Origin of the sequence: Variovorax sp. UC122_21, from assembly GCF_044056785.1 — a bacterium.
Taxonomy (GTDB): Bacteria; Pseudomonadota; Gammaproteobacteria; order Burkholderiales; family Burkholderiaceae_C; genus Variovorax.
In genome coordinates this window covers 2181974-2202604 of sequence record NZ_CP172004.1, presented here as the reverse complement: position 1 = coordinate 2202604, position 20631 = coordinate 2181974, and the positions used below count along the sequence as shown (strand labels likewise).

At 69.6% G+C, this 20631-nt stretch carries 15 protein-coding genes and 5 pseudogenes; 7 read left to right on the top strand and 13 right to left on the bottom strand.

What is annotated here, in order from left to right:
- Window positions 1-21: 21 nt before the first annotated feature.
- The 8 genes and pseudogenes from ACHMXE_RS22780 to ACHMXE_RS22745 all read right to left on the bottom strand — a co-directional run bounded on the left by ACHMXE_RS22780 (window position 22) and on the right by ACHMXE_RS22745 (window position 6246).
- A complete protein-coding gene (locus ACHMXE_RS22780; RefSeq protein ID WP_395351441.1) occupies window positions 22-1020 on the bottom strand; it encodes a 2-hydroxyacid dehydrogenase in 999 nt (332 codons plus the stop codon).
- A 5-nt stretch (window positions 1021-1025) separates the two neighbouring features.
- Entirely contained in the window at window positions 1026-1979 is a 954-nt protein-coding gene (locus ACHMXE_RS22775) for a sugar kinase (RefSeq protein WP_395351439.1), read from the bottom strand.
- A gap of 18 nt (window positions 1980-1997) precedes the next feature.
- Window positions 1998-2741 (bottom strand): sugar phosphate isomerase/epimerase family protein, encoded by a 744-nt coding sequence (locus ACHMXE_RS22770; RefSeq protein WP_395351437.1) that lies wholly within the window; start codon window positions 2739-2741, stop codon window positions 1998-2000.
- A pseudogene (locus tag ACHMXE_RS22765) lies at window positions 2741-3492 on the bottom strand (amino acid ABC transporter ATP-binding protein). Before ACHMXE_RS22765 ends, ACHMXE_RS22770 begins: the two are co-directional and overlap by 1 nt.
- A gap of 19 nt (window positions 3493-3511) precedes the next feature.
- Window positions 3512-4309, bottom strand: a complete 798-nt coding sequence (locus ACHMXE_RS22760) for a transporter substrate-binding domain-containing protein (RefSeq protein WP_057595381.1) — start codon at window positions 4307-4309, stop codon at window positions 3512-3514.
- 59 nt (window positions 4310-4368) lie between these two features.
- Window positions 4369-5022, bottom strand: coding sequence for an amino acid ABC transporter permease (locus ACHMXE_RS22755; protein ID WP_203201819.1), 654 nt, complete (start codon window positions 5020-5022; stop codon window positions 4369-4371).
- A 27-nt stretch (window positions 5023-5049) separates the two neighbouring features.
- Window positions 5050-5721, bottom strand: coding sequence for an amino acid ABC transporter permease (locus tag ACHMXE_RS22750; RefSeq protein ID WP_057595383.1), 672 nt, complete (start codon window positions 5719-5721; stop codon window positions 5050-5052).
- A gap of 450 nt (window positions 5722-6171) precedes the next feature.
- Complete coding sequence (locus ACHMXE_RS22745) at window positions 6172-6246, bottom strand: hypothetical protein (protein ID WP_395352761.1); 75 nt, start codon at window positions 6244-6246, stop codon at window positions 6172-6174.
- On the opposite strand from ACHMXE_RS22745, the gene ACHMXE_RS22740 reads away from it, so the two are divergent.
- On the top strand, window positions 6239-7612 hold the full coding sequence (locus tag ACHMXE_RS22740) for a hypothetical protein (protein WP_395351434.1): 1374 nt from the start codon (window positions 6239-6241) through the stop codon (window positions 7610-7612). The genes ACHMXE_RS22745 and ACHMXE_RS22740 overlap by 8 nt on opposite strands.
- 15 nt (window positions 7613-7627) lie before the next feature.
- On the opposite strand, the gene ACHMXE_RS22735 is transcribed toward ACHMXE_RS22740, so the two are convergent.
- Complete coding sequence (locus ACHMXE_RS22735; protein WP_395351432.1) at window positions 7628-8164, bottom strand: cysteine hydrolase family protein; 537 nt, start codon at window positions 8162-8164, stop codon at window positions 7628-7630.
- 153 nt (window positions 8165-8317) lie between these two features.
- Here ACHMXE_RS22735 and ACHMXE_RS22730 point away from each other — a divergent pair.
- Window positions 8318-9434, top strand: a pseudogene (locus ACHMXE_RS22730) (MBL fold metallo-hydrolase).
- Window positions 9435-9643: 209 nt separating this feature from the next.
- Here the strand turns inward: ACHMXE_RS22730 and parC are convergent.
- The 4 genes and pseudogenes from parC to ACHMXE_RS22710 all read right to left on the bottom strand — a co-directional run bounded on the left by parC (window position 9644) and on the right by ACHMXE_RS22710 (window position 16223).
- A pseudogene (gene parC / locus ACHMXE_RS22725) lies at window positions 9644-12058 on the bottom strand (DNA topoisomerase IV subunit A).
- 47 nt (window positions 12059-12105) lie between these two features.
- Window positions 12106-13224 carry a Kelch repeat-containing protein gene (locus ACHMXE_RS22720; protein ID WP_395351430.1) on the bottom strand — a complete coding sequence of 373 codons (1119 nt, stop codon included), beginning with the start codon at window positions 13222-13224 and terminating at the stop codon, window positions 12106-12108.
- A 64-nt stretch (window positions 13225-13288) separates the two neighbouring features.
- Window positions 13289-14215: a lytic transglycosylase domain-containing protein gene (locus ACHMXE_RS22715; RefSeq protein ID WP_395351428.1), complete on the bottom strand. Its 927-nt coding sequence runs from the start codon at window positions 14213-14215 to the stop codon at window positions 13289-13291.
- 11 nt (window positions 14216-14226) lie between these two features.
- Window positions 14227-16223 (bottom strand): annotated as a pseudogene (locus ACHMXE_RS22710) (DNA topoisomerase IV subunit B).
- A 167-nt stretch (window positions 16224-16390) separates the two neighbouring features.
- Between ACHMXE_RS22710 and ACHMXE_RS22705 the strand changes: the two are divergent.
- The 5 genes and pseudogenes from ACHMXE_RS22705 to bamC all read left to right on the top strand — a co-directional run bounded on the left by ACHMXE_RS22705 (window position 16391) and on the right by bamC (window position 20631).
- Window positions 16391-17620 (top strand): MFS transporter, encoded by a 1230-nt coding sequence (locus ACHMXE_RS22705; protein WP_395351426.1) that lies wholly within the window; start codon window positions 16391-16393, stop codon window positions 17618-17620.
- A gap of 33 nt (window positions 17621-17653) precedes the next feature.
- On the top strand, window positions 17654-17794 hold the full coding sequence (locus ACHMXE_RS22700) for a hypothetical protein (RefSeq protein ID WP_172705632.1): 141 nt from the start codon (window positions 17654-17656) through the stop codon (window positions 17792-17794).
- 32 nt (window positions 17795-17826) lie between these two features.
- On the top strand, window positions 17827-18408 hold the full coding sequence (locus ACHMXE_RS22695; RefSeq protein WP_395351424.1) for a class I SAM-dependent methyltransferase: 582 nt from the start codon (window positions 17827-17829) through the stop codon (window positions 18406-18408).
- 133 nt (window positions 18409-18541) lie between these two features.
- Window positions 18542-19391: pseudogene (dapA, locus tag ACHMXE_RS22690) on the top strand (4-hydroxy-tetrahydrodipicolinate synthase).
- A 157-nt stretch (window positions 19392-19548) separates the two neighbouring features.
- On the top strand, window positions 19549-20631 hold the full coding sequence (bamC, locus tag ACHMXE_RS22685) for an outer membrane protein assembly factor BamC (protein WP_395351422.1): 1083 nt from the start codon (window positions 19549-19551) through the stop codon (window positions 20629-20631).

Genomic DNA, 20631 nt, shown 5'->3' with positions numbered 1-20631 from the left:
GGGAGAAACACCTGGGTTCGGTCATGCGCTGGCCGTGTCGTAGGGCGCGGTCGGCGTCTCCCCGGCCAGCACCTGCAGCAGGTTGGTGGTCGCGAGCTCGGCCATCGCATGCCGGGTCTCGTGCGTGGCCGAGCCGATGTGCGGCAGCGGCGTCACGCGCGGATGGGTGCGCAGCGGCGAGTCGGCGGGCAGCGGTTCCTTGGCGAACACGTCGAGGCCGGCCGCGCGCAGCGTGCCCTTGTCGAGCGCGTCGAGCAGCGCCTGCTCATCCACGGTCGCGCCGCGGCCGCCGTTGATGAAGGCGGCGCCGGGCTTCATGCGCGCGAAGAAAGCGGCGTCGGCCATGCCGCGCGTGGCCTCGGTCAGCGGCAGCATCGCGAGCACGATGTCGGCGCGCGCCAGCAGTTCGTCGAGCGGCGTGTGCGTGGCGCGGCCCTGCAGCTCGGGCGCCTGCGCGGCCAGGTCGACCGCGCGGCGCGCGTGGTAGAGCACCGGCATGCCGAAGCCCAACGCGGCGCGGCGCGCCACCGCCTGGCCGATGCGGCCGAAGCCGAGGATGCCGAGCGTCTTGCCGTGCACGTCGGTGCCGAACAGGTCCTCGCCGATGTTCTTCGTCCAGCGGCCCTCGCGCACCAGGGTCGAGAGCTCGACCACGCGGCGCTGCGTGGCCATGAGGATCGCGAACATGGTGTCGGCCACGGTCTCGGTCAGCACGTCGGGCGTGTGGCACAGCACGATGTTGCGGCGGCGCAGCTCGGTCAGCGGGTAGTTGTCGACACCGACCGAGACGCTCGAGATCACCTCGAGCCGCGGCGCCGCGTCGAGCATCGAGGCATTGAAGTTGACGCTCGAGCCGATCAGGCCCTGCGCCGCCGGCAGCGCGGCCGCGAAGGCCTCGGGCGACTGGCGCGCGTCGGCCACGACGACCTCGTGCGCGGCCTGCAGGCGTGCCAGCTGGTCCTCGGGCAGGGTGCGGAAGACGAGGACGTTCTTGCGGGAGGAAGACGAAGAGGAAGCCATGGCGTTCACAGCCCCGCCGCTTCGAGTTCGGCCCGCGTCGGCAGGCCCTCGGTGTCGCCGAGCACCTGCACCGCGCGCGCGCCGATCCAGGCGCCGCGGCGCACCGCCTCGGGCACGCTGCGGCCCTCGAGCAGCGCGCTGATCACGCCGGCCGCGAAGCCGTCGCCCGCGCCCACGGTGTCGATCACTTCCTTCACCGGGAAACCCTCGACGCGACCGGTGCCCGCCACGTCGCTGTCGTAGTAGGCGCCCTCGGCGCCGAGCTTGACCACCACCAGCTTCGCGCCGCGCTCGCGGTAGAAGCGCGCCACGTCCTCGGGCCGGTCGTGGCCGGTGAGCAGCAGGCCCTCCTCGATGCCGGGCAGCACCCAGTCGGCGCGCGCGGCCAGCTCGTTGATCCAGTGGCGCATGGTCTCCTTCGAGGACCACAGCGTCGGGCGCAGGTTGGTGTCGAAGGAGATGGTGCGGCCCGCGGCGCGCATCACCTCCATCGAACGCAGCGCGGCCTGCAGGCTGGTCTCGGAGATGGCCGCGAACACGCCGGTGGCATGCAGGTGGCGCGCCGAGCGCAGCCAGGGCTCGTCGATGTCGGCCGGGCCCATGTGGCTCGCGGCCGAGCCCTTGCGGTGGTATTCGATCGGCGGATCGCTGCCGTCGGTGACGCGGCCCTTGAACTGGAAGCCGGTGCGCTGCGTGGCGTCGGCGATCACGTGCGAGCAGTCGATGCCCTCGGCGCGCATCGCGTTGAGCAGCGCGCGGCCCATCGAGTCGGTGCCGAGCCGGCTGGCCCAGCCCACCTTCAGGCCCAGGCGCGACAGGCCGATGGCCACATTGGTCTCGGCGCCGGCGGTGCGCTTGTGGAAGGACTGCGCATCCTCGATCGGCCCCGGCCGGTCGGCCACGAGCAGCAGCATGGCCTCGCCGAACAGGGCGACGTCGAAGGCGGTGGGTTCTGTCATCGGTGTGTGTGGTTTCGCTTACGCGCGCGCGGCGCGGATGAAGTCGATCTGCGCGCGGACGACGGCCTCGAGGTCGTCGCCCACGAGCGGGTATTCGATGGCATGCGGCACGTCGGCCGGCAGCGCGCGCAGCACGGCGCGCCAGGGGGCCACGGAGTCGCCGAGCGGCACCGCCACCCACTTGTGCGGCAGGCGCTGCGCGCCCTTGCAGTGCACGTAGCGCACGCGCTGGCCGAGCGCCTGCGCGGCCTGCAGCGGACATTCGCCGACCCAGTGCCAGTTGCCCATGTCGAAGGTCATGCCCAGCGACACGCCCGCGCGGTCGGCGGCTTCGAAGAAGGCCTGCAGCGCGGGCACGGTGCCGGCGCGCACGCTCTGGTCGTTCTCGATCACGAGCTCGACGCGGGTTTCGGCCAGCTCGACCTTCAGGCCCCAGAGCGAGCCGTGCGAGGACGGCTGGAAGTCGCCGATCGACATCTTCAGCCGCTTCGCGCCCACGCGCGTGGCGGCCGCGATGCCGCGCTTGAGCGCGGCGCTGTCGAGCCAGCCGCCCTGGGCCCACAGGCCCTCGGGGCTGGAGTAGACCGAGGCCAGGCCGTTGAGCGCCGGCAGTTCGGTCTCGGCGTCGCGCAGCATCTCGCCGCGCACTTCCACCGAATCTGCGCCCGCGCGCTTCGACAGCTGCGAGCACCAGAGCTGGCCATGGCGTCCCACCTCGGCCGCGCCGAAGGAGGACAGGGAGATCAGGACCTCGAAGGACATCAGTGGGCCTGGTGCGAGCTGAGGATCTGGCCCAGGAACTGCCGGGTCTTCTCGTTCTGGGATTGCCGAAGAATTCCTCGGGCGGCGCCTGCTCCACGATCTTGCCCTCGGCCATGAAGATCACGCGGTCGGCCACGCTGCGCGCGAAGCCCATCTCGTGCGTCACGCACAGCATGGTCATGCCGTCCTCGGCCAGGCCGATCATGGTGTCGAGCACTTCCTTCACCATCTCGGGGTCGAGCGCGGAGGTGGGCTCGTCGAACAGCATGATCTTGGGCGTCATGCACAGCGCGCGCGCGATCGCCACGCGCTGCTGCTGGCCGCCCGAGAGCTGGCTCGGGTACTTGTTGGCCTGCTCGGGAATGCGCACGCGCGTGAGGTACTTCATCGCCACCTCCTCGGCCTGCGCCTGTGTCATGCCGCGCGAGCGCATCGGCGCCAGCGTGCAGTTCTGCAGGATCGTGAGGTGCGGGAACAGGTTGAACTGCTGGAACACCATGCCGACCTCGGCGCGCACCGCGTCGACGTTCTTGCCGCCGGCCGTGAGATCGATGCCGTCGACCTCGATGCGGCCCTTCTGCACCGTCTCGAGCCGGTTGATGCAGCGGATCAGCGTCGACTTGCCCGAGCCCGAGGGCCCGCAGATCACGATGCGCTCGCCCGCGCGCACGCTGAGGTCGATGCCGGTCAGCACCTGGAAGTCGCCGTACCACTTGTTGACGGCTTCCATGCGGATGATGGGGTCGGTCATGAGGTGTTCCGCTCCCGGCTTACTGCATCTTCGGCAGGTCGGCCTGCAGCCACTTCTGGTAGAGCTTGTTGAGCTCGCCGTTGGCGGTGTTCTTCGCCACGAAGTCGTTGACGGCCTTGGTCAGCTCGTCCTGGCCCGGGCGCATCGCGATGCCCATTGACTGCTGGACCAGCGTGAACTTGTTTTCGTAGGTGCCGGCGGGCACGCGCTTGGCGATCTGGGCGGCCACGGTCACCGAGCAGCCGATGGCGTCGACCTGGCCCGAGATCAGCGCCTGCATGGCCGAGGCGTCGTCGTCGAAGCGGCGGATCTCGGTGCCTTCGGGCGCGGCCTTGGTCACGGCCACGTCCTGGGTCGAGGCACGGGCCACGCCCACGCGCAGGCCCTTGAGGTCGCCGGCGGCCTTGATCGGGGTCTTGGTCGCGCCGTACAGCACGATGGTGGCGGCCGCGTAGGGCTGCGAGAACTGCACCTGCTTCGCGCGCTCGGGCGTGATGGCCAGCGAAGCGACCAGCAGGTCGACCTTGTTGGTCAGCAGGAAGGGAATGCGGTTCGGGCCGGTCACCGGCACGATGTTGGCCTTCACGCCCCAGTCCTTGGCCAGCAGCTTGGCCACGTCGGCGTCGTAGCCGTCGGGCTGGTTCTTCGCATCGGTGGTGCCGTAGGGCGGGAAGTCGACCAGCATGCCGATGGTGATCTCGCCCTTCTTCTTGATGTCGGCCACGCTCTGCGCCGAGGCGAAGGGGGCGAACACGGTGAGGGCGGCGCCGAGGCCGAGGGCTGCGATCGCTGCGCGGCGGGTGGTGGTACGGGTCATGGGATGTGTCTCCTGAAAAGAAAGGAAGCGACGGAAAAAAAGAAAAGCGAACGGGGAAATCAGCGGGCCAGCGCGCGAGCGCGCTTGCGTTCCATGCGCGCGGCCAGGAGCGACAGCGGCCAGCAGATGACGAAGTAGATGGCGGCCACCACCGAGAACACGACCAGCGGCTGAAAGGTGGCGTTGTTGACGATCTGGCCGGCGCGCGTGACCTCGACGAAGCCGATGATGGCCGCGAGCGAGGTGCCCTTGATGATCTGCACCAGGTAGCCCACGGTGGGCGCGAGCGCGATCCTGAAGGCCTGCGGCAACACCACGTCGCGCATGCGCGCGCTGTAGTTGAGGCTCAGCGCCTGCGCCGCTTCCCACTGGCCGCGCGGGATGGCCTCGATGCAGCCGCGCCAGATCTCGCCAAGGAAGGCCGCGCTGTTGAGCACCAGCGCCACGCCCGCGGCGACCCAGGGGTTGATGTCCAGCCCCAGCACCGGCGCGCCGAAGAACACCAGGAACAGCTGCAGCAGCAGCGGCGTGCCCTGGAAGATCTGGATGAAGGTGGTCGAGACGCCGCGTGCCCACGCCGATTCGGACGTGCGCATGAGCGCGATCGCAAGACCCAGGATCGCGCCGCCCACGAAGGCGATGGCCGACAGCGCGAGCGTCCATTGGGCCGCTTCGAGGATGAACAGGAATTCGGGAAAGCCGAAGGTGCGCATGGTGTGGTGGTCTCCGTCGGTCGACGCTTACCGGCGGTCCGGGTAGTTGAGCGTGCGCTTGTAGATCAGCTTGAACATCGCCGAGAAGGCGAGCGCCAGCGCGAGGTAGATGGCCGCGACCACGATGTAGATCTCGAAGCTGCGGAAGGTCTGCGACTGCAGGTTGGCGGCCACCGAGGTCAGGTCGTCGGCCGAGATCACCGAGACCACCGCCGAGCTCAGCATCAGCAGGATGAACTGGCTGGTGAGCGCGGGATAGATGGCCTTGAGCGCGGGCTTGATGATGATGAAGCGGAAGATCTCCCAGGACTTGAGGTTGAGCGCGCGGCCCGCCTCGATCTGGCCCTTGGGAATGGATTCGATGCCGGCGCGGATGATCTCGGTGGCATAGGCGCCGAGGTTCACCACCATCGCCACCAGCGCGGCCGTCTGCGGCGACCAGCGCAGGCCGATGGCCGGCAGCGCGAAGAAGAAGAAGAACAGCTGCACCAGGAACGGCGTGTTGCGGATCACCTCGATGTAGGCGTTGATCACGAAGCGCAGCCAGCCCGGCCCCGAGGTCTTGCCCCAGGCGCAGAAGATGGCCACCACCAGCCCGAGCACGGTGGCGACCAGCGACAGCTGGACGGTGATCCACGTGCCCTTGAGCAGCAGCGGCCAGGCGGCGAAGACGGCGTCGAATTGAAACTGGTAGTTCATGGTCCGGCTGCGGCGCGGGTGCACGCGCACAGTGGAAAAGCAATGCTTGCAGCTTATATGAAACCGGTTTCACGATGACCGAGGGATTACCCTAGTCGGTCTTTGCGGGGGGCCGCTGCCTACACTTCCGCGATGCTCACACCCCTGGCCGACCCCACGACCGCGCAGCTGGACGACATGGCCGCAGACCCCGGCGCCATGCTTGCCGAGACCTCCGCCCATGCCCCCCGCCGTGAAGCACCTGCGCCAGGCCCTGCTGTGGCCGGTGCGGCTGATGCCGGTGCGCGATGCGAAGTCCGCGCACCAGGCGCCCTGGCACCTGCTGCGCGAGATGGGCGAGGCCTCGCCGTGGCGCGAGGAGATCGACGAATACACGGGCGACAGCAGCCGCTTCCACCAGCGCCACTACAACGAGTTCGTGAGCTTCCTGCCCTACGTGCAGCGCTTCCTCTACGGCGAGGGACGCTCGCGCGCGCAGGCCGGCGGACCCGGGACGGGCAGCGACGGCGACTCGCCGATGCGCATCTTCCGCCGCCACGACATCGCCGCGGTGCGCGTGGTCACGCGCGCCGGCGAGGCACCGATCACGCTCGAGGTGGTGCACTGCGACCTCTACTTCTTCTTCGACGTCGACGTGGTGCTTCTGAACCTCGAGGTCGGCGTGAACGACCTGAGCCTGGCGCAGGCGCAGGAACTGCTCTACCGCTTCGGCCGCGCCTATCCCGCGGGCTGGGATGCCGAGGGCGGCGCGCTGCACTGCATGGCCAGCGTCGAATGGCTGGCCGCCGATGGCCGCGTGCTCGCCAGCTCCGACGCGCAGCACAGCGAGGCCTTCATCTCGCACGTGGCGCAGCACCGCGCGCCGCGCATCGCGGCCCACTGGGCCTACCTGATGCAGCCGCTGGTGAGCGACCATTCGGAGGACAAGGGCGCGCTGCGCTACCGGCAGATCGAGTACTACCGCATGCCGGTGATGGCCTACCTGTCGCTCGACGATCCGAAGCGGCTCACGCGCAACGACTTCGTCCGCCTCGGGCTGGTCACGGGCGCGGGCGAGGCCGAGGCGGCGCTCGCGGGACGCCAGGACCACCTGCCCTATGCCGACCACCACCTGGCCGACTTCGAGAGCCGCTACTGCTACGACCGCTTCTGGGTCGATGCCGGCGCGGCCCCCAACACGCGCTACCTTTGCAACGGCCATGCACTGATCGTGGTGGGCGATGCGCGCTCCGAGTTCTTCTGCTGCCGCGACCGCGGCGTGCTCGCGCAGTTCCGCCACCAGCACTTCCTGCTGTTCCTGATCGCGCACTTCCAGAAGGCCTCGCTGCTGATGTTCTCGGACCAGCTGGTGGAGGCGCTCAAGCGGCTGGACATCCGCAGCACGCCGAGCGTGAAGCGCTTCAAGCGCGCGATCCGCGCGAGCTTCGAACGCTTCCTGCGCTTCACGCACCGCTACTGGTTCCACGAGATCTCGGAACAGGCGCAGGTGCGCGCGCTGTCGCACCTGTGCGCCACCCACCTCGGGCTCGATCCGCTCTACGACGAGGTCAAGGAGCGCATCGCCGACATGAACACCTACCTCGACGCCGACAGCCTGCGGCGCCAGGCCAACACCGTGGTGCGGCTCACGGTCGTGACCCTGTTCGGCCTGATCGGCACCATCACCACCGGCTTCCTCGGCATGAACCTGCTGGCCGAGGCCGAGGCGCCGCTGTGGCGCAAGGCGATCTGGTTCGGCGTGGTGCTGGTGTTCACGACCTGGCTCACGGTCTACACCATGGTCAAGTCGCAGCGGCTGTCGGACTTCATCGACGTGCTGTCGAACGACCGCATGAGCTTCCGGGAGAAGCTCGGGGCGCTGGTGCGGGTGTGGCGGCCGGGAGCCGACTGAAGCCGCGCGCCGGCTTCAACCGCCGAACGACACCTGCGCGCTGTCGACCGCGCGGATCGGCACGCCGAAGCTCGTGATGTCCGCCAGCGTGGCGTTGTGGTGCGCGCGGATCCGTGCGCCCGTGGCATGCGGCTTGTCGTGCGAGGTGTGGGCGTCGGCCGCGAGCGTCACTTCGTAGCCGAGCCCGGCCGCGCGGCGCACCGTGGTGTCGACGCAGAACTCGGACGAATAGCCGCAGACCACCACGCGCTTCACGCCGCGCTCCGAGAGCCAGGCATCGAGCGGCGTGCGCAGGAAGGAATCGGGCGTGGTCTTGCGCAGCCGCGCGTCGCGCGTGTCGGTGTCGAGCTCGCCGGCAAGCTGCCAGCGCTCGGAGTCGAACACCAGGTCGACCTCGTTCTCGTGCTGGATGAAGGCCACCGGCACGCCGGCCGCGCGGGCACGCTCGGTGAGCGCGTTGATGCGCTCGATCACCGCGGCGGCTTCATGCGAACGCGGGGCGTCGTCGACGAGGCCGCGCTGCATGTCGATGACGAGGACGGCGAGTGTCATGGGAACCCTTTCTGGTGCGCGGGACGGCAGGGCCGAAGGATCGCACAGGACGTCGCCAATGCCCCTGCCCGGCGAATGTTTCTGACGTTGAAACCATTGCCCGCGCACCCGCCGCTAAGCTCGCGCCGCCCGCAGAACCACACAACACCTGCCATGACCGACCCCAACGCTCCTTCCCTTTCGCAGCGCCTGCGCAGGCGCGCCACCGCCGCCTTCGCGGCCGCCTGCGCGCTGCTGGCCGGCTGCAGCAGCAACAGCGGCTGCGAGGTCCGCTACGACGCCTCGCCGCAGTTCAAGGGCTGCACCTTCGAGAACATGGACAACCCCGACGTGCTGCCCAACCAGAGCACGTGGAAGATCTGGACCCGCTTCTTCTTCGAGACCAAGACCGACTCGGTGCCCACCGATGCGATCCCCGTGAAGCCGCTGACGCCGGCGGCGCTGGCCGCGCTCGATGCGCAGGCCAACCACGTGGTGCGCCTGGGCCATTCCTCGCACCTGCTGAAGCTGCGGGGCAAGTACCTGGCTGATCGACCCGGTGTTCGGCGAGCGCGTGTCGCCGTTCTCGTTCGCGGGGCCCAAGCGCTTCCACCAGCCGCCGATCGCGCTGCAGGACCTGCCGCCGATCGAGGGCCTGATCCTCTCGCACGACCACTACGACCACCTCGACGTCTACACCATCGAGTACCTCGCGAAGCGGGTGCAGCACTACTTCGTGCCGCTGGGCGTGAAGGCGCGGCTGGTCGCGATGGGCGTGCCGCCCGAGCGCATCAGCGAGCTCGACTGGTGGCAGGGCGGCGAGCACGACGGCGTGAAGCTCACGGCCACGCCGGCGCAGCATTTCTCGGGCCGCTCGCTGACCGACCGCGGCCGCACGCTGTGGGCCTCGTGGGTGGTGCAAAGCGGCGAGCAGCGCATCTTTTACAGCGGCGACTCGGGCTACTTCCCGGGCTTCAAGCAGATCGGCGAGCGCTTCGGCGGCTTCGACCTCGCGCTGATGGAGAACGGCGCCTACGACGCCTACTGGCCCGCGGTCCACATGACGCCCGAGCAGAGCGTGCAGGCCTTCGAGGACCTGCGCGGCAAGGTGCTGTACTCGGTGCACAACAGCACCTTCGACCTCGCTTTCCACAGCTGGCACGACCCGCTGGACCGCATCGCGAAGCTCACGCAGGAGCGCAAGATCGAACTGGCCACGCCGGTGATCGGCGAGGTGCTGACGGTGGGCCAGGCGCGCACCAACGTGCGCTGGTGGGAAGGCCTGAAGTAACGAGGGGGCGTAGCGAGCGGCTAGCCGCGCTCGCGCCGCTCGCGCGCGCGGCGCTGCTGGCGCGTCTCGAGCGCCTGCGCCGCCACGCGGTCCTTCGCGCGCTTCTTCTCGGCGCGCTTGCCGGCGGAAGTGCCGGCCCACGAGAAAGCTCCCGACGCCGGTCACGATCGCGATGACGAAGCCGATGGTGCTGATGTCGAGGCCGCCCATCAGAGCACCCGCACGATGCTGGCCGGCTTGAAGCCCAGGTCGGCCGCCTTGCCCTTGCGCGCGCGGGGTGCCGCGCGCGTTGTTGAGGGTACGGATCTCGAGCGTCTCGTCGCGCTCCTTGCCGCCGCGGCCGATGCCCTCGATCCTCACGCTGCGCGTGTAGGCCGCGGCACCCGCGAGGGTGTCCTTGGGCTCGAGGTCGATCAGCGTGAGGCCGCGGCCGCCCTTGGGCAGGCTCTTGAGCTCGGCGATCTCGAAGGTCAGGATGCGCCCGCCCGTGGAGGCGCAGGCCACGTGCGTGGCCGCGGGCATGGGCTCGGCGCCGCCGGCACCGCCCACCAGCGAGGGCCGGCACAGCTGCTCGCCCTCGCCCACGTCGATGAAGGCCTTGCCGCCGCGCTGGCGCGACATCATGTTCTCGACCGTGGCGATGAAGCCGTAGCCGCCCCGAGTTGGCCAGCAGCAGGCTGGCCGCGACCGGGCCGGCGAAGTAGTGCGTGACATGCGTGCCCGCATCGAGCTCGATCAGCGTGGTGACCGGCTGGCCATCGCCGCGCGCGCCCGGCAGCGAGGCCACGGGCACGGTGTAGACGCGCACGCTCTTGTCCTTGGCGGAGCCGAACACCAGCAGCGTGTCGACGCTGCGGCATTCGAAGGCGCCGTAGAGCGAGTCGCCCGACTTGAAGCTGTACTCGGGCGCCGCGGCGCCGTTGCCCGCGGCCTTCTCGCTGGCCCAGCCCTTCTGCGCGCGCACCCAGCCCTTCTGCGAGACGATCACGGTGACCGGTTCGTCGACCACCTTGACCTCGGCGACGGCGCGCTTCTCGGCCTGGATCAGCGTGCGGCGCGGGTCCTCGAAGGTCTTGGCGTCGGCCTCGATCTCCTTGATCAGCAGGCGGCGCAGCGCGGCCGGGCTGCCGAGGATCTCCTCGAGCTTCTTCTGCTCCTCGCGCAGGTTGGAGAGCTCCTGCTCGATCTTGATGGCTTCGAGCCGCGCGAGCTGGCGCAGCCGGATCTCGAGGATGTCCTCGGCCTGGCGATCGCTGAGGTTGAAGCGCGCGATCAGCGCGGCCTTCGGATCCTCGGCGGCGCGGATGATCGCGATCACCTCGTCGATGTTGAGCAGCACCAGCTGCCGGCCCTCGAGGATGTGGATGCGGTCCTGCACCTTGCCCAGGCGGTGCTTCGAGCGCTTCTCGACCGTGGCGGCGCGGAACTCGATCCATTCCTCGAGCATCTGGCGCAGCGACTTCTGCGTCGGCTTGCCGTCGATGCCCACCATCGTGAGGTTGATCGACGACGAGGTCTCGAGCGAGGTCTGCGCCAGCAAGGTGGTGATGAATTCCTCCTGGCTGATGCGCGAGGTCTTGGGCTCGAACACCAGGCGCACGGCGGCGTCCTTGCTCGACTCGTCGCGCACCACGTCGAGCACCGAGAGCATCGCGGCCTTAACCTGCGTCTGCTCGGTGCTCAGCGCCTTCTTGCCGGCCTTGACCTTGGGGTTGGTGATCTCCTCGATCTCCTCGAGCACCTTCTGCGTGCTCACGCCCGGCGGCAGCTCGTTGACCACGAGCTGCCACTGGCCGCGCGCGAGGTCCTCGATCTTCCAGCGCGCGCGCACCTTGAGCGAGCCGCGGCCGCTGCGGTAGGCATCGGCGATGTCGCCCGCGCTGCTGATGATCTGCGCACCGCCCGGATAGTCGGGGCCGGGCACGATGGCGAACAGTTCTTCCTCGCTGAGCTTGCCGTTCGACTTGATCAGCGCCACGCAGGCATCGGCGATCTCGCGCAGGTTGTGGCTCGGGATCTCGGTGGCCAGGCCGACCGCGATGCCGCTGGCGCCGTTGAGCAGCGTGAACGGCAGCCGCGCGGGCAGGAGGCGCGGCTCCTCGGTGCTGCCGTCGTAGTTGGGGATGAAGTCGACCGTGCCTTCGTCGATCTCGTCGAGCAGCAGGCTGGTGATGCGCGCGAGGCGCGCCTCGGTGTAGCGCATGGCCGCGGCACCGTCGCCGTCGCGGCTGCCGAAGTTGCCCTGGCCGTCGACCAGCGGATAGCGCTGCGAGAAGTCCTGCGCCATGCGCACCAGCGCGTCGTAGGCGGCCTGGTCGCTGTGCGGATGGAAGCGGCCGAGCACGTCGCCGACCACGCGCGCGCGTCTTCACGGGCTTGGCGCCCACGGTGCCGTTGGTGCCGCCGAAGCCCAGGCCCATGCGCGACATCGAATAGAGGATGCGCCGCTGCACCGGCTTCTGGCCGTCCGACACGTCGGGCAGTGCCCGGCCCTTGACCACGCTCAGCGCGTATTCGAGGTAGGCGGTCTGGGCATAGTCGGCGAGCGTGAGCGAGGTGCCGTCGCCGCCGTCGTTGTTGTCGTCGCCGGGAGGCAGGAGATCGAGCGGGGGTTGGGAGTCCATGAAAGAGCGGGTGAGAAAACGAAAAAAAGGAGTGGCGGCGAAGGCGTTCAGCCCAGCGTGAAGGCCTCGTGCACCGCGGACTGCACCGAGCCGCCGAGCACGGCGCCGCCGCCGGCCACGTAGATCCAGTCGCCGATGACGGCGGCGCCGACCGCGTGGCGCGGCGTGGTCATGGGCGCATGGCGCTGCCAGCTGTCGGCCACCGGATCGTAGCTTTCCATCTGGCCGAAGACCTTGGCCTGGCGCGGCACGCCGCCGACGAGGAAACCGCCCTCGCCGCCCATGGCGAAGAAGCGGTCGCGGTAGACCACCAGGCCATGACCCGAGCGCGCGGTGGGCAGCGGCGAACGCGGCTCCCAGGTGTCGCGCGCGGGAAGGTAGACGTGGTGCAGGTCGGTGTTGTATTCGAAGGTGTTGAAGCGCCCGCCCACCACGTGGATCAGGCCGCCATGCGCCACGCAGCCCACGTGGTCGCGCGCGCCGGGCAGCGGCTTGCGCGCGCTCCAGCGGTCGGTCTTGGGATCGTAGACCTCGTGCCAGCCCACGCTGGCGCGCTCGGCCGCGGGCTCGGAGGCGCCGCCGATCAGGTGCAGCTGCCCGTCGAGCACGACGGCGGCGGCCGCGCCGCGCGGACGCGGCAGCGGCGCGATGGCGGTCCAGCGGTTGGCCGCGATCTCGTAGACGTAGGCATTCGTGTCGGAGCGCCGGTTCTGCTCGACGAAGCCGCCGAGCGCGTAGACCCGGCCGCCGTCGGCCGCCACGGCCACGTGGTTGGCGCCGCGCGGCAGCGGCGCGCCGTCGAGCCAGCGGTCGGCCTGCGGGTCGTAGATGTGGTGGTAGTCGCGGTTGACCGCGCCCTCGCCGTAACCGCCGACCACGTGCATGCGGCCCTGCGCGGCCGTGGCCCAGGCCATCTCGCTGCGCGGGAGCGGCAGCGCCGCGCGCGCCGTCCAGCGCCCCTGCGGGCCGCGCGGCGCGGGGCTGTCGGTGACGCGCTGCGCCTCCTGCTCGGGCGTCATGTGGTGCGGCACGCCGCCCTGCAGCCGCGCATAGGGCTCGGCCGAGGACGGCACGGGCTGCGGCGCGGCGTGCGAGGCCGGATGCTGGGCGCGCGCGGCACCGCTCAGCGCGGCGGCGCCGGCCAGGACGAAATCTCGGCGTTGCATCGCGGTCTCCTCGTTCTTGGGATGGTCGGGGCGGGCGAAGGCGCTCGCTCGCGGGACGCTGCGCTCACGACAGCGGCGAAGCGGGGGGATCGCCGGCGCCGGCATCGGCGGCGGGCGGCGCGGCCGACTCGGGCACGGCCGGCATCGCCGGCAGGCTGCGCGGCGAATCCGGGGGCATGTTGCCGCGGCCGATCGCGCCGCCGGCGGGCACCGTCATCTCCATGCGGATGCGCCCCGGCGTCTTGCCGCCGCGCAGGCCGCCGCCCCGGGCCACCGAGGGCTTGAGGTAGGCGTAGAGCTGCAGCACCGTCTGCACGTAGTTCTGCGTTTCCTTGTAGTTCGGGATCTTGTTGCCCGCGCGCTGCACCGCGCCCTCGCCCGCGTTGTAGGCCGCCAGCGCCAGCTCGATCTGGCCCGGGAACATCGCGATCAGGTCGCGCAGGTAGTGCGAGCCGGCGGCGATGTTGATGCGCGGGTCGAACAGCTTCTTCTCGAGGCTCGCACGCTGGTCGCCCGCCACGCCGTAGCGCTGCGCGGTGCCGGGCATCAGCTGCATCAGCCCGCGCGCGCCCTTGGGCGAGACGGCATGCGCGTCGAAACCCGACTCGGTGGCGATCAGCGCCTGCAGCAGCTCGTAGTCGATCGCATGCTTGTTCGAGGCATCGCGCAGCGCGCTCTTGGCGATCTTGTAGCTCGGCGAGGCCTCGAACATGGCCAGCAGCGTCTGCGAGGCCGGCGACACCTTGCCGTCGAACTTGCCGTCGAGCTTGCGGTTGCCGCGGCCGAGGCGGCCGAGCGGCGAGATGCCCTGCGTGGTGTCGAAGCTCTGGCCGTCGCGGAAGAACACCTGGTAGCGCTCGTCGACCTTCTCGGCCGCGAAGTGCGCCACGCCGTTGGCGTCGATGTAGCCGTAGACGTCAGCGGCGCGCGCCGGCCCCTGCAGCGCGAGCAGCAGGAAGGCCAGGAGCAGCGAAGGCTTGAGGAGGGACATGCGGGGTGGAATCAAACATCGATGTCGACGTCGTCGGCGCGCAGTTCCATCAGTTCGCGCCGCGCCGCGGCTTCGCCCTTGCCCATGAGCTTGGTGATCTCGCCCTGGGTGGCGCTGAAGTCGAAACGGCCCAATTGGACCTGCATCAGGCGCCGGGTGTCCGGATTGAGCGTGGTTTCCCACAATTGTTCCGCGCTCATTTCGCCCAGGCCCTTGAAGCGGCTGATGCTCCAGGCGCCTTCGCGCACGCCGTCCTTGCGCAGCTTGTCGAGCGTGGCGGTCAGTTCCCCCTCGTCGAGCGCATAGACCTTGGAGGCCGGTTTCTTGCCGCGCGCGGGGCGCGTCGACCCGGAACAATGGCGGCTTCGCGACATACACGTGGCCGGTTTCGATCAACTTGGGGAAGTGCCGGAAGAACAGCGTGAGCAGCAGCACCTGGATGTGCGAGCCGTCCACGTCGGCATCGGAGAGGATGCAGATCTTGCCGTAGCGCAGCCCGCTGAGGTCGGGCGTGTCGTCGGGGCCGTGCGGATCGACGCCCACCGCCACCGAGATGTCGTGGATTTCGGTGTTGGCGAACAGCCGGTCGCGCTCGACCTCCCAGGTGTTGAGCACCTTGCCGCGCAGCGGCAGGATGGCCTGGCTTTCCTTGTCGCGGCCCATCTTGGCGCTGCCGCCGGCCGAGTCGCCCTCGACCAGGAAGACTTCGTTGTGGCCGATGTCCTTGCTCTCGCAGTCGGTCAGCTTGCCCGGCAGCACGGCCACGCCCGAGCCCTTGCGCTTCTCGACCTTCTGGCCCGCGCGCTGGCGCGTCTGGGCGGCCTTGATCGCCAGTTCGGCGAGCTTGCGGCCGTAGTCGACGTGCTGGTTGAGCCACAGCTCGAGCGCCGGGCGCACGAAGCTCGACACCAGCCGCACCGCGTCGCGCGAGTTCAGGCGTTCCTTGATCTGGCCCTGGAACTGGGGATCGAGCACCTTGGCGCTGAGCACATAGGAAGCGCGCGCGAACACGTCCTCGGGCAGGAGCTTCACACCCTTGGGCAGCAGCGAGTGCAGCTCGATGAAGCCCTTGACCGCCGTGAACAGGCCGTCGCGCAGGCCGCTCTCGTGCGTGCCGCCGGCGCTGGTGGGGGATCAGGTTGACGTAGCTCTCGCGCACCGGCTGGCCGTCTTCCGTGAAGGCCACGCACCAGTCGGCGCCCTCGCCCTCGGCGAAGTTGTCGGCGTTCTTGTCGGCATGGCCGCTGCCCTCGAACAGCGGAATCACCGGATCGCCGTTGAGCGTCTGCATCAGGTAGTCGCTGAGGCCGCCCTTGTAGAGCCACTGCTGCGTTTCCTTGGTCTTCTCGTTGACCAGCGTGACGCTCACGCCGGGCATCAGCACCGCCTTGCTGCGCAGCAGGTGGGTGAGCTCGCCCATCGGCAGCGCCGAGGACTCGAAGTACTTGGCGTCGGGCCAGGCGCGCACCGTGGTGCCCTGCTTGCGCTCGCCGGCCTCGAGCTTGCGGACCTCGAGCTGCTCGATCACGTCGCCGCCGCTGAAGGCCAGCTTCGCCACCGAGCCTTCGCGGTGCGTCGTCACCTCGAGCCGCTTCGACAGCGCATTGGTCACCGACACGCCCACGCCGTGCAGGCCGCCCGAGAAGCTGTAGGCGCCGCCCGAGCCCTTGTCGAACTTGCCGCCCGCGTGCAGCCGGGTGTAGACCAGCTCGACCACGGGCGCCTTCTCCTCGGGATGCAGGCCGAACGGGATGCCGCGGCCGTCGTCCTCGATGGCGACCGAGCCGTCGGCATGCAGCGTGACCCTGATCTTCTTGCCGTGGCCCGCGAGCGCTTCGTCGGCCGCGTTGTCGATCACTTCCTGGATGATGTGCAGCGGGTTGTCCGTGCGGGTGTACATGCCCGGGCGCTGCTTGACGGGCTCGAGGCCCTTGAGCACGCGGATCGAGCCTTCGGAGTAGCCGGAGGCGTCGGAGGAACTGGTTGGAGTCTTGGGGGGAGTCGCCATGGGGGCGGATTGTAGTCAGTCGCCGGGAAAAGAACTGGATGTGTATACAGGTGCGCGGCACGGCGCGATTTTGATGCGATTCACGCATCGATCTGCCGCCGATAAATCATCAATGGCTGTCGCCGGCGGCGCGCATGCCGCAGCCGGCTCTTGGCTACAGTCGCCGCATGCAACCGTCTCCCACTCCCACCCTCTCGATCAGGCAGGTGCTGTTCTGCGGCGCCATGATCGTCACGCTCTCGATGGGCATCCGCCATGGCTTCGGGCTCTGGCTGCAGCCGATCACGCAGGCGCAGGACTGGAGCCGGCAGACCTTCTCGTTCGCGCTGGCGATACAGAACCTCTCGTGGGGCGTCTTCGGGGTGTTCGCGGGCATGCTGGCCGACCGTTTCGGGGCGTTCCGGGTGCTGATCGGCGGGGCGGTGTTCTATGCGCTGGGCCTGCTGGGCATGGCGCATTCGCCGACGCCGCTGCTGTTCACCTTGAGCGCGGGCCTGCTGATCGGCGCGGCCCAGGCCGGCACCACCTACGCGGTGATCTACGGCGTGATCGGGCGGCAGATCCCGGTCGAGCGGCGCTCGTGGGCCATGGGGGTGGCGGCGGCGGCCGGCTCCTTCGGCCAGTTCCTGATGGCGCCGGTCGAGGGCCGGCTGATCGGCCAGTTCGGCTGGCAGACCGCGCTGGCGGTGGTCGCGGTGCTGGTGCTGGTGATCGTGCCGCTGGCCTTCGGCCTGCGTGAGCCGCGGCGCGAGGCGGCGGCCGCGCAGCGCGAGCAGTCGGTGCTGCAGGCCGTGGGCGAGGCCTTCCGCTATCCGAGCTTCGGCCTGCTGATGGCCGGCTACTTCGTCTGCGGCTTCCAGCTCGCCTTCATCGGCATCCACATGCCGACCTACCTGCGCGACAAGAGCCTGCCGGCCGACGTGGCCGGCTATGCGCTGGCGCTGATCGGCCTGTTCAACGTGTTCGGCACCTACACGGTGGGGCTGCTGGGCCAGAAGCTCGCCAAGCGCAAGATCCTGGCCGCGATCTACTTCGCGCGGGCGGTGTCCATCGCGCTGTTCCTCGTGGTGCCGACCTCGCCGCTGAGCGTCTACCTGTTCTCGGCCGCGATGGGCTTCCTCTGGCTCTCGACGGTACCGGCCACCAACGCGATCGTGGCGGGCATCTTCGGCGTGGCCCACCTCTCGATGCTCAGCGGCTTCGTGTTCCTGAGCCACCAGGTCGGCTCCTTCCTCGGCGTCTGGCTCGGCGGCTACCTCTACGACACCACGGGCAGCTACGACGTGGTCTGGTATCTCGCGATCGCGCTCGGGGTGTTCGCGGCGCTTGTCAACCTGCCGGTGCGCGAGAGCGCGATCGCGCGCCCGGTGGGCCGGCCCGCCGCGCACGCGGGCTGATACGCGGGCTGAGCCGGGATCACAATGGCGGCCATGACACCCCTCTCGCGCCAACGGCTCGCACGCACCGGCTGGTTCGCCGCCGCGGCGCTGGCGCTGGCGGGCGTGTTCAGCCTCTACACCCACCCCGAATTCGCGGTGATGCTGGTCGACCAGATCTGGTCGTGCTTCTGACCGTTCGCGCGCCCCCGCGGGCGCAAGGCGCCATGAAAGATGTAACCAATCCCCCTGCCCCGCTCCACGGGCTGTCGGCGCCCTCGGAATGGATCGTGCGCTGGAGCCACCTGCTGGCGCCGGGCGCCAGCGTGCTCGACGTGGCCTGCGGCGCCGGCCGCCACATGCACTGGTTCGCGCGGCGCGGGCACCCGGCCACCGGCGTCGACCGCTCGCCCGAGGCCACGGCGGCCGCGGCCGCCTTCGGCACGGTCGTCACCGCCGACATCGAGGACGGCCCCTGGCCCTTCGCCGGCCAGGGCTTCGGCGCGGTGGTCGTCACCAACTACCTGTGGCGGGCGCGGCTGGCCGACATCGTCGCGGCCGTGGCGCCCGGCGGCGTGCTGCTCTACGAGACCTTCGCCGCGGGCAACGAGAGCGTGGGCAAGCCCTCGCGGCCCGACTTCCTGCTGCGCCCGGGCGAGCTGCTGGCCGCCTGCGAGGGGCTGCGCGTGGTGGCCTACGAGGACGGTTTCCTGAGCGAGCCGGCGCGCTTCGTGCAGCGCATCGCGGCGGTCCGGGCGCCCGCCGCAGCGGAGGAGCCGCCGGCGCGCCATCCGCTGAAGGCCGCCTGACCACCCCCTCGGGACCCGGGGCCGCCCGGGTGGCGGGCGGGGGGTGCGCTATTAGAATGCGTGCTTTCGTCCACGACAAAGAGATTCCCCCTTGGAGCAACTCACAGGCAGCATCGTCGCGCTGGCCACGCCGATGCACGACGACGGCAGCGTTGACTATCCCGCGCTGCGCCGGCTGATCGACTGGCACATCGACGAAGGCACCGACTGCCTCGGCGTCGTCGGCACCACCGGCGAATCGCCCACGGTCGACGTGGAAGAACACTGCGAAATCATCCGCGTGTCGGTCGAGCAGGCCCGGGGCCGCGTACCCGTCATGGCCGGCTGCGGCGCCAACTCGACCAAGGAAGCGATCGAGCTCGCCAAGTTCGCCAAGGGCGTGGGTGCCGAATTCCCAGCTCCAGGTCGTCCCCTACTACAACAAGCCCACGCAAGAGGGCCAGTACCAGCACTTCAAGGCCATCGCCGAAGCCGTGGGCGACCTGCCCACCGTGCTGTACAACGTGCCCGGCCGCACGGTCGCCGATATGGCGCACGACACCGTGCTGCGCCTGGCCCAGGTGCCCGGCATCATCGGCATCAAGGAAGCCACCGGCAACATCGAGCGCGCGCAGTGGCTCATCCGCGACCTGCCCGAGCGCTTCGCCGTCTACTCGGGCGACGACCCGACCGCCGTGGCGCTCATGCTGTGCGGCGGCAAGGGCAACATCAGCGTCACGGCCAACGTGGCGCCGCGCAAGATGCACGAGCTCTGCGTGGCCGCGCTCGCGGGCGACGTGAAGCGCGCGATGCAGATCCAGTTCGAGCTGATGCCGCTGCACCGCAATCTCTTCGTCGAACCCAATCCGATTCCGCTCAAGTGGGCCATGTCCCGCCTCGGCCTCTGCGGCGGTGCGCTGCGGCTGCCGCTGACCGAGCTCTCCGAGGCCAACCGTCCGGCGGTCGAGGCCGCGCTGCGCGCGACCGGGCTGCTCAAGGACTGATGCGCGCCGACGCGCCCTCCCCCTCCACAATCCCTCCACGATCTTCTTTTACCCTGCCGCGTCCGAGGTTAAGCAACCTTTTGCCTGAACCGAGCTCAGAACGGGCGGGCACAGCGGCCCATCGATTGACCGAACCATTCCAACAAGGAAGACGACGTTGAAGTACCTCTCGCGATTCGCACTCCTGGCCCTCGTCGCCAGCCTCGCCGCCTGCTCCGTTCTCGAGAGCGACAAGATCGACTACAAGAGCGCCGGCAAGGCCCCGACGCTCGAAGTGCCGCCCGACCTGTCCCAGCTCGCGCGTGACAACCGCTACGCCATCCCCGGCGGTGCCGTCACCGCCAACTCCTACCAGACCGGCGTCGCCAACGCGCCGGGCGTGCCCACCGCCGTCTCCAACCTCGGCGACGTGCGCATGGAGCGCACCGGCTCGCAGCGCTGGCTGGTCATCAACCGCTCGCCCGACCAGCTCTGGGATCCGGTCAAGGACTTCTGGCAGGAAAGCGGCTTCCTGCTGACCACCGAGCAGCGCAACCTCGGCATCATGGAAACCGACTGGGCCGAGAACCGCGCCGAGCTGCCGCAGGACATCATCCGCGGCACGCTGGGCAAGCTGGTCGACTCGGTCTACTCCACCGGCGAACTCGACCGCTTCCGCACCCGCATGGAGCGCACGCCGACCGGCACCGAGATCTACATCAGCCACCGTGGCATGCAGGAGGTCTACACGACCACGCGCCAGGACCAGACCGTCTGGCAGCCGCGTCCGTCCGACCCCGAACTCGAAGCCGAATTCCTGCGCCGCCTGATGGTCAAGCTCGGCGTCTCGCAGGAGCAGGCCAAGCAGGTCGCGGCCACCGCCGCCGCGGCACCGGTGCAGACCGCCCGCGTGTCCAACGTCGGCGGCCAGCCGATCGTGCAGCTCAACGACGGCTTCGACCGCGCATGGCGCCGCGTCGGCCTCGCGCTCGACCGCACCGGCTTCACGGTGGAAGACCGCGACCGCAGCGCCGGCGTCTACTTCGTGCGCTACGTGCCGCCGAACCCCGACAAGAAGGAGCCCGGCTTCTTCGGCAAGCTGTTCAGCTCGAGCAAGACCGAGTCGCCGCTCAAGTTCCGCATCCTGATCAAGAGCCAGGGCGAGAACAGCACGGTGTCGGTGCAGAACGAAGCCGGCGCGCCCGAGACCTCGGTCAACGCCGAGCGCATCGTCAAGGTCATCGCCGACGACCTGAGGTAA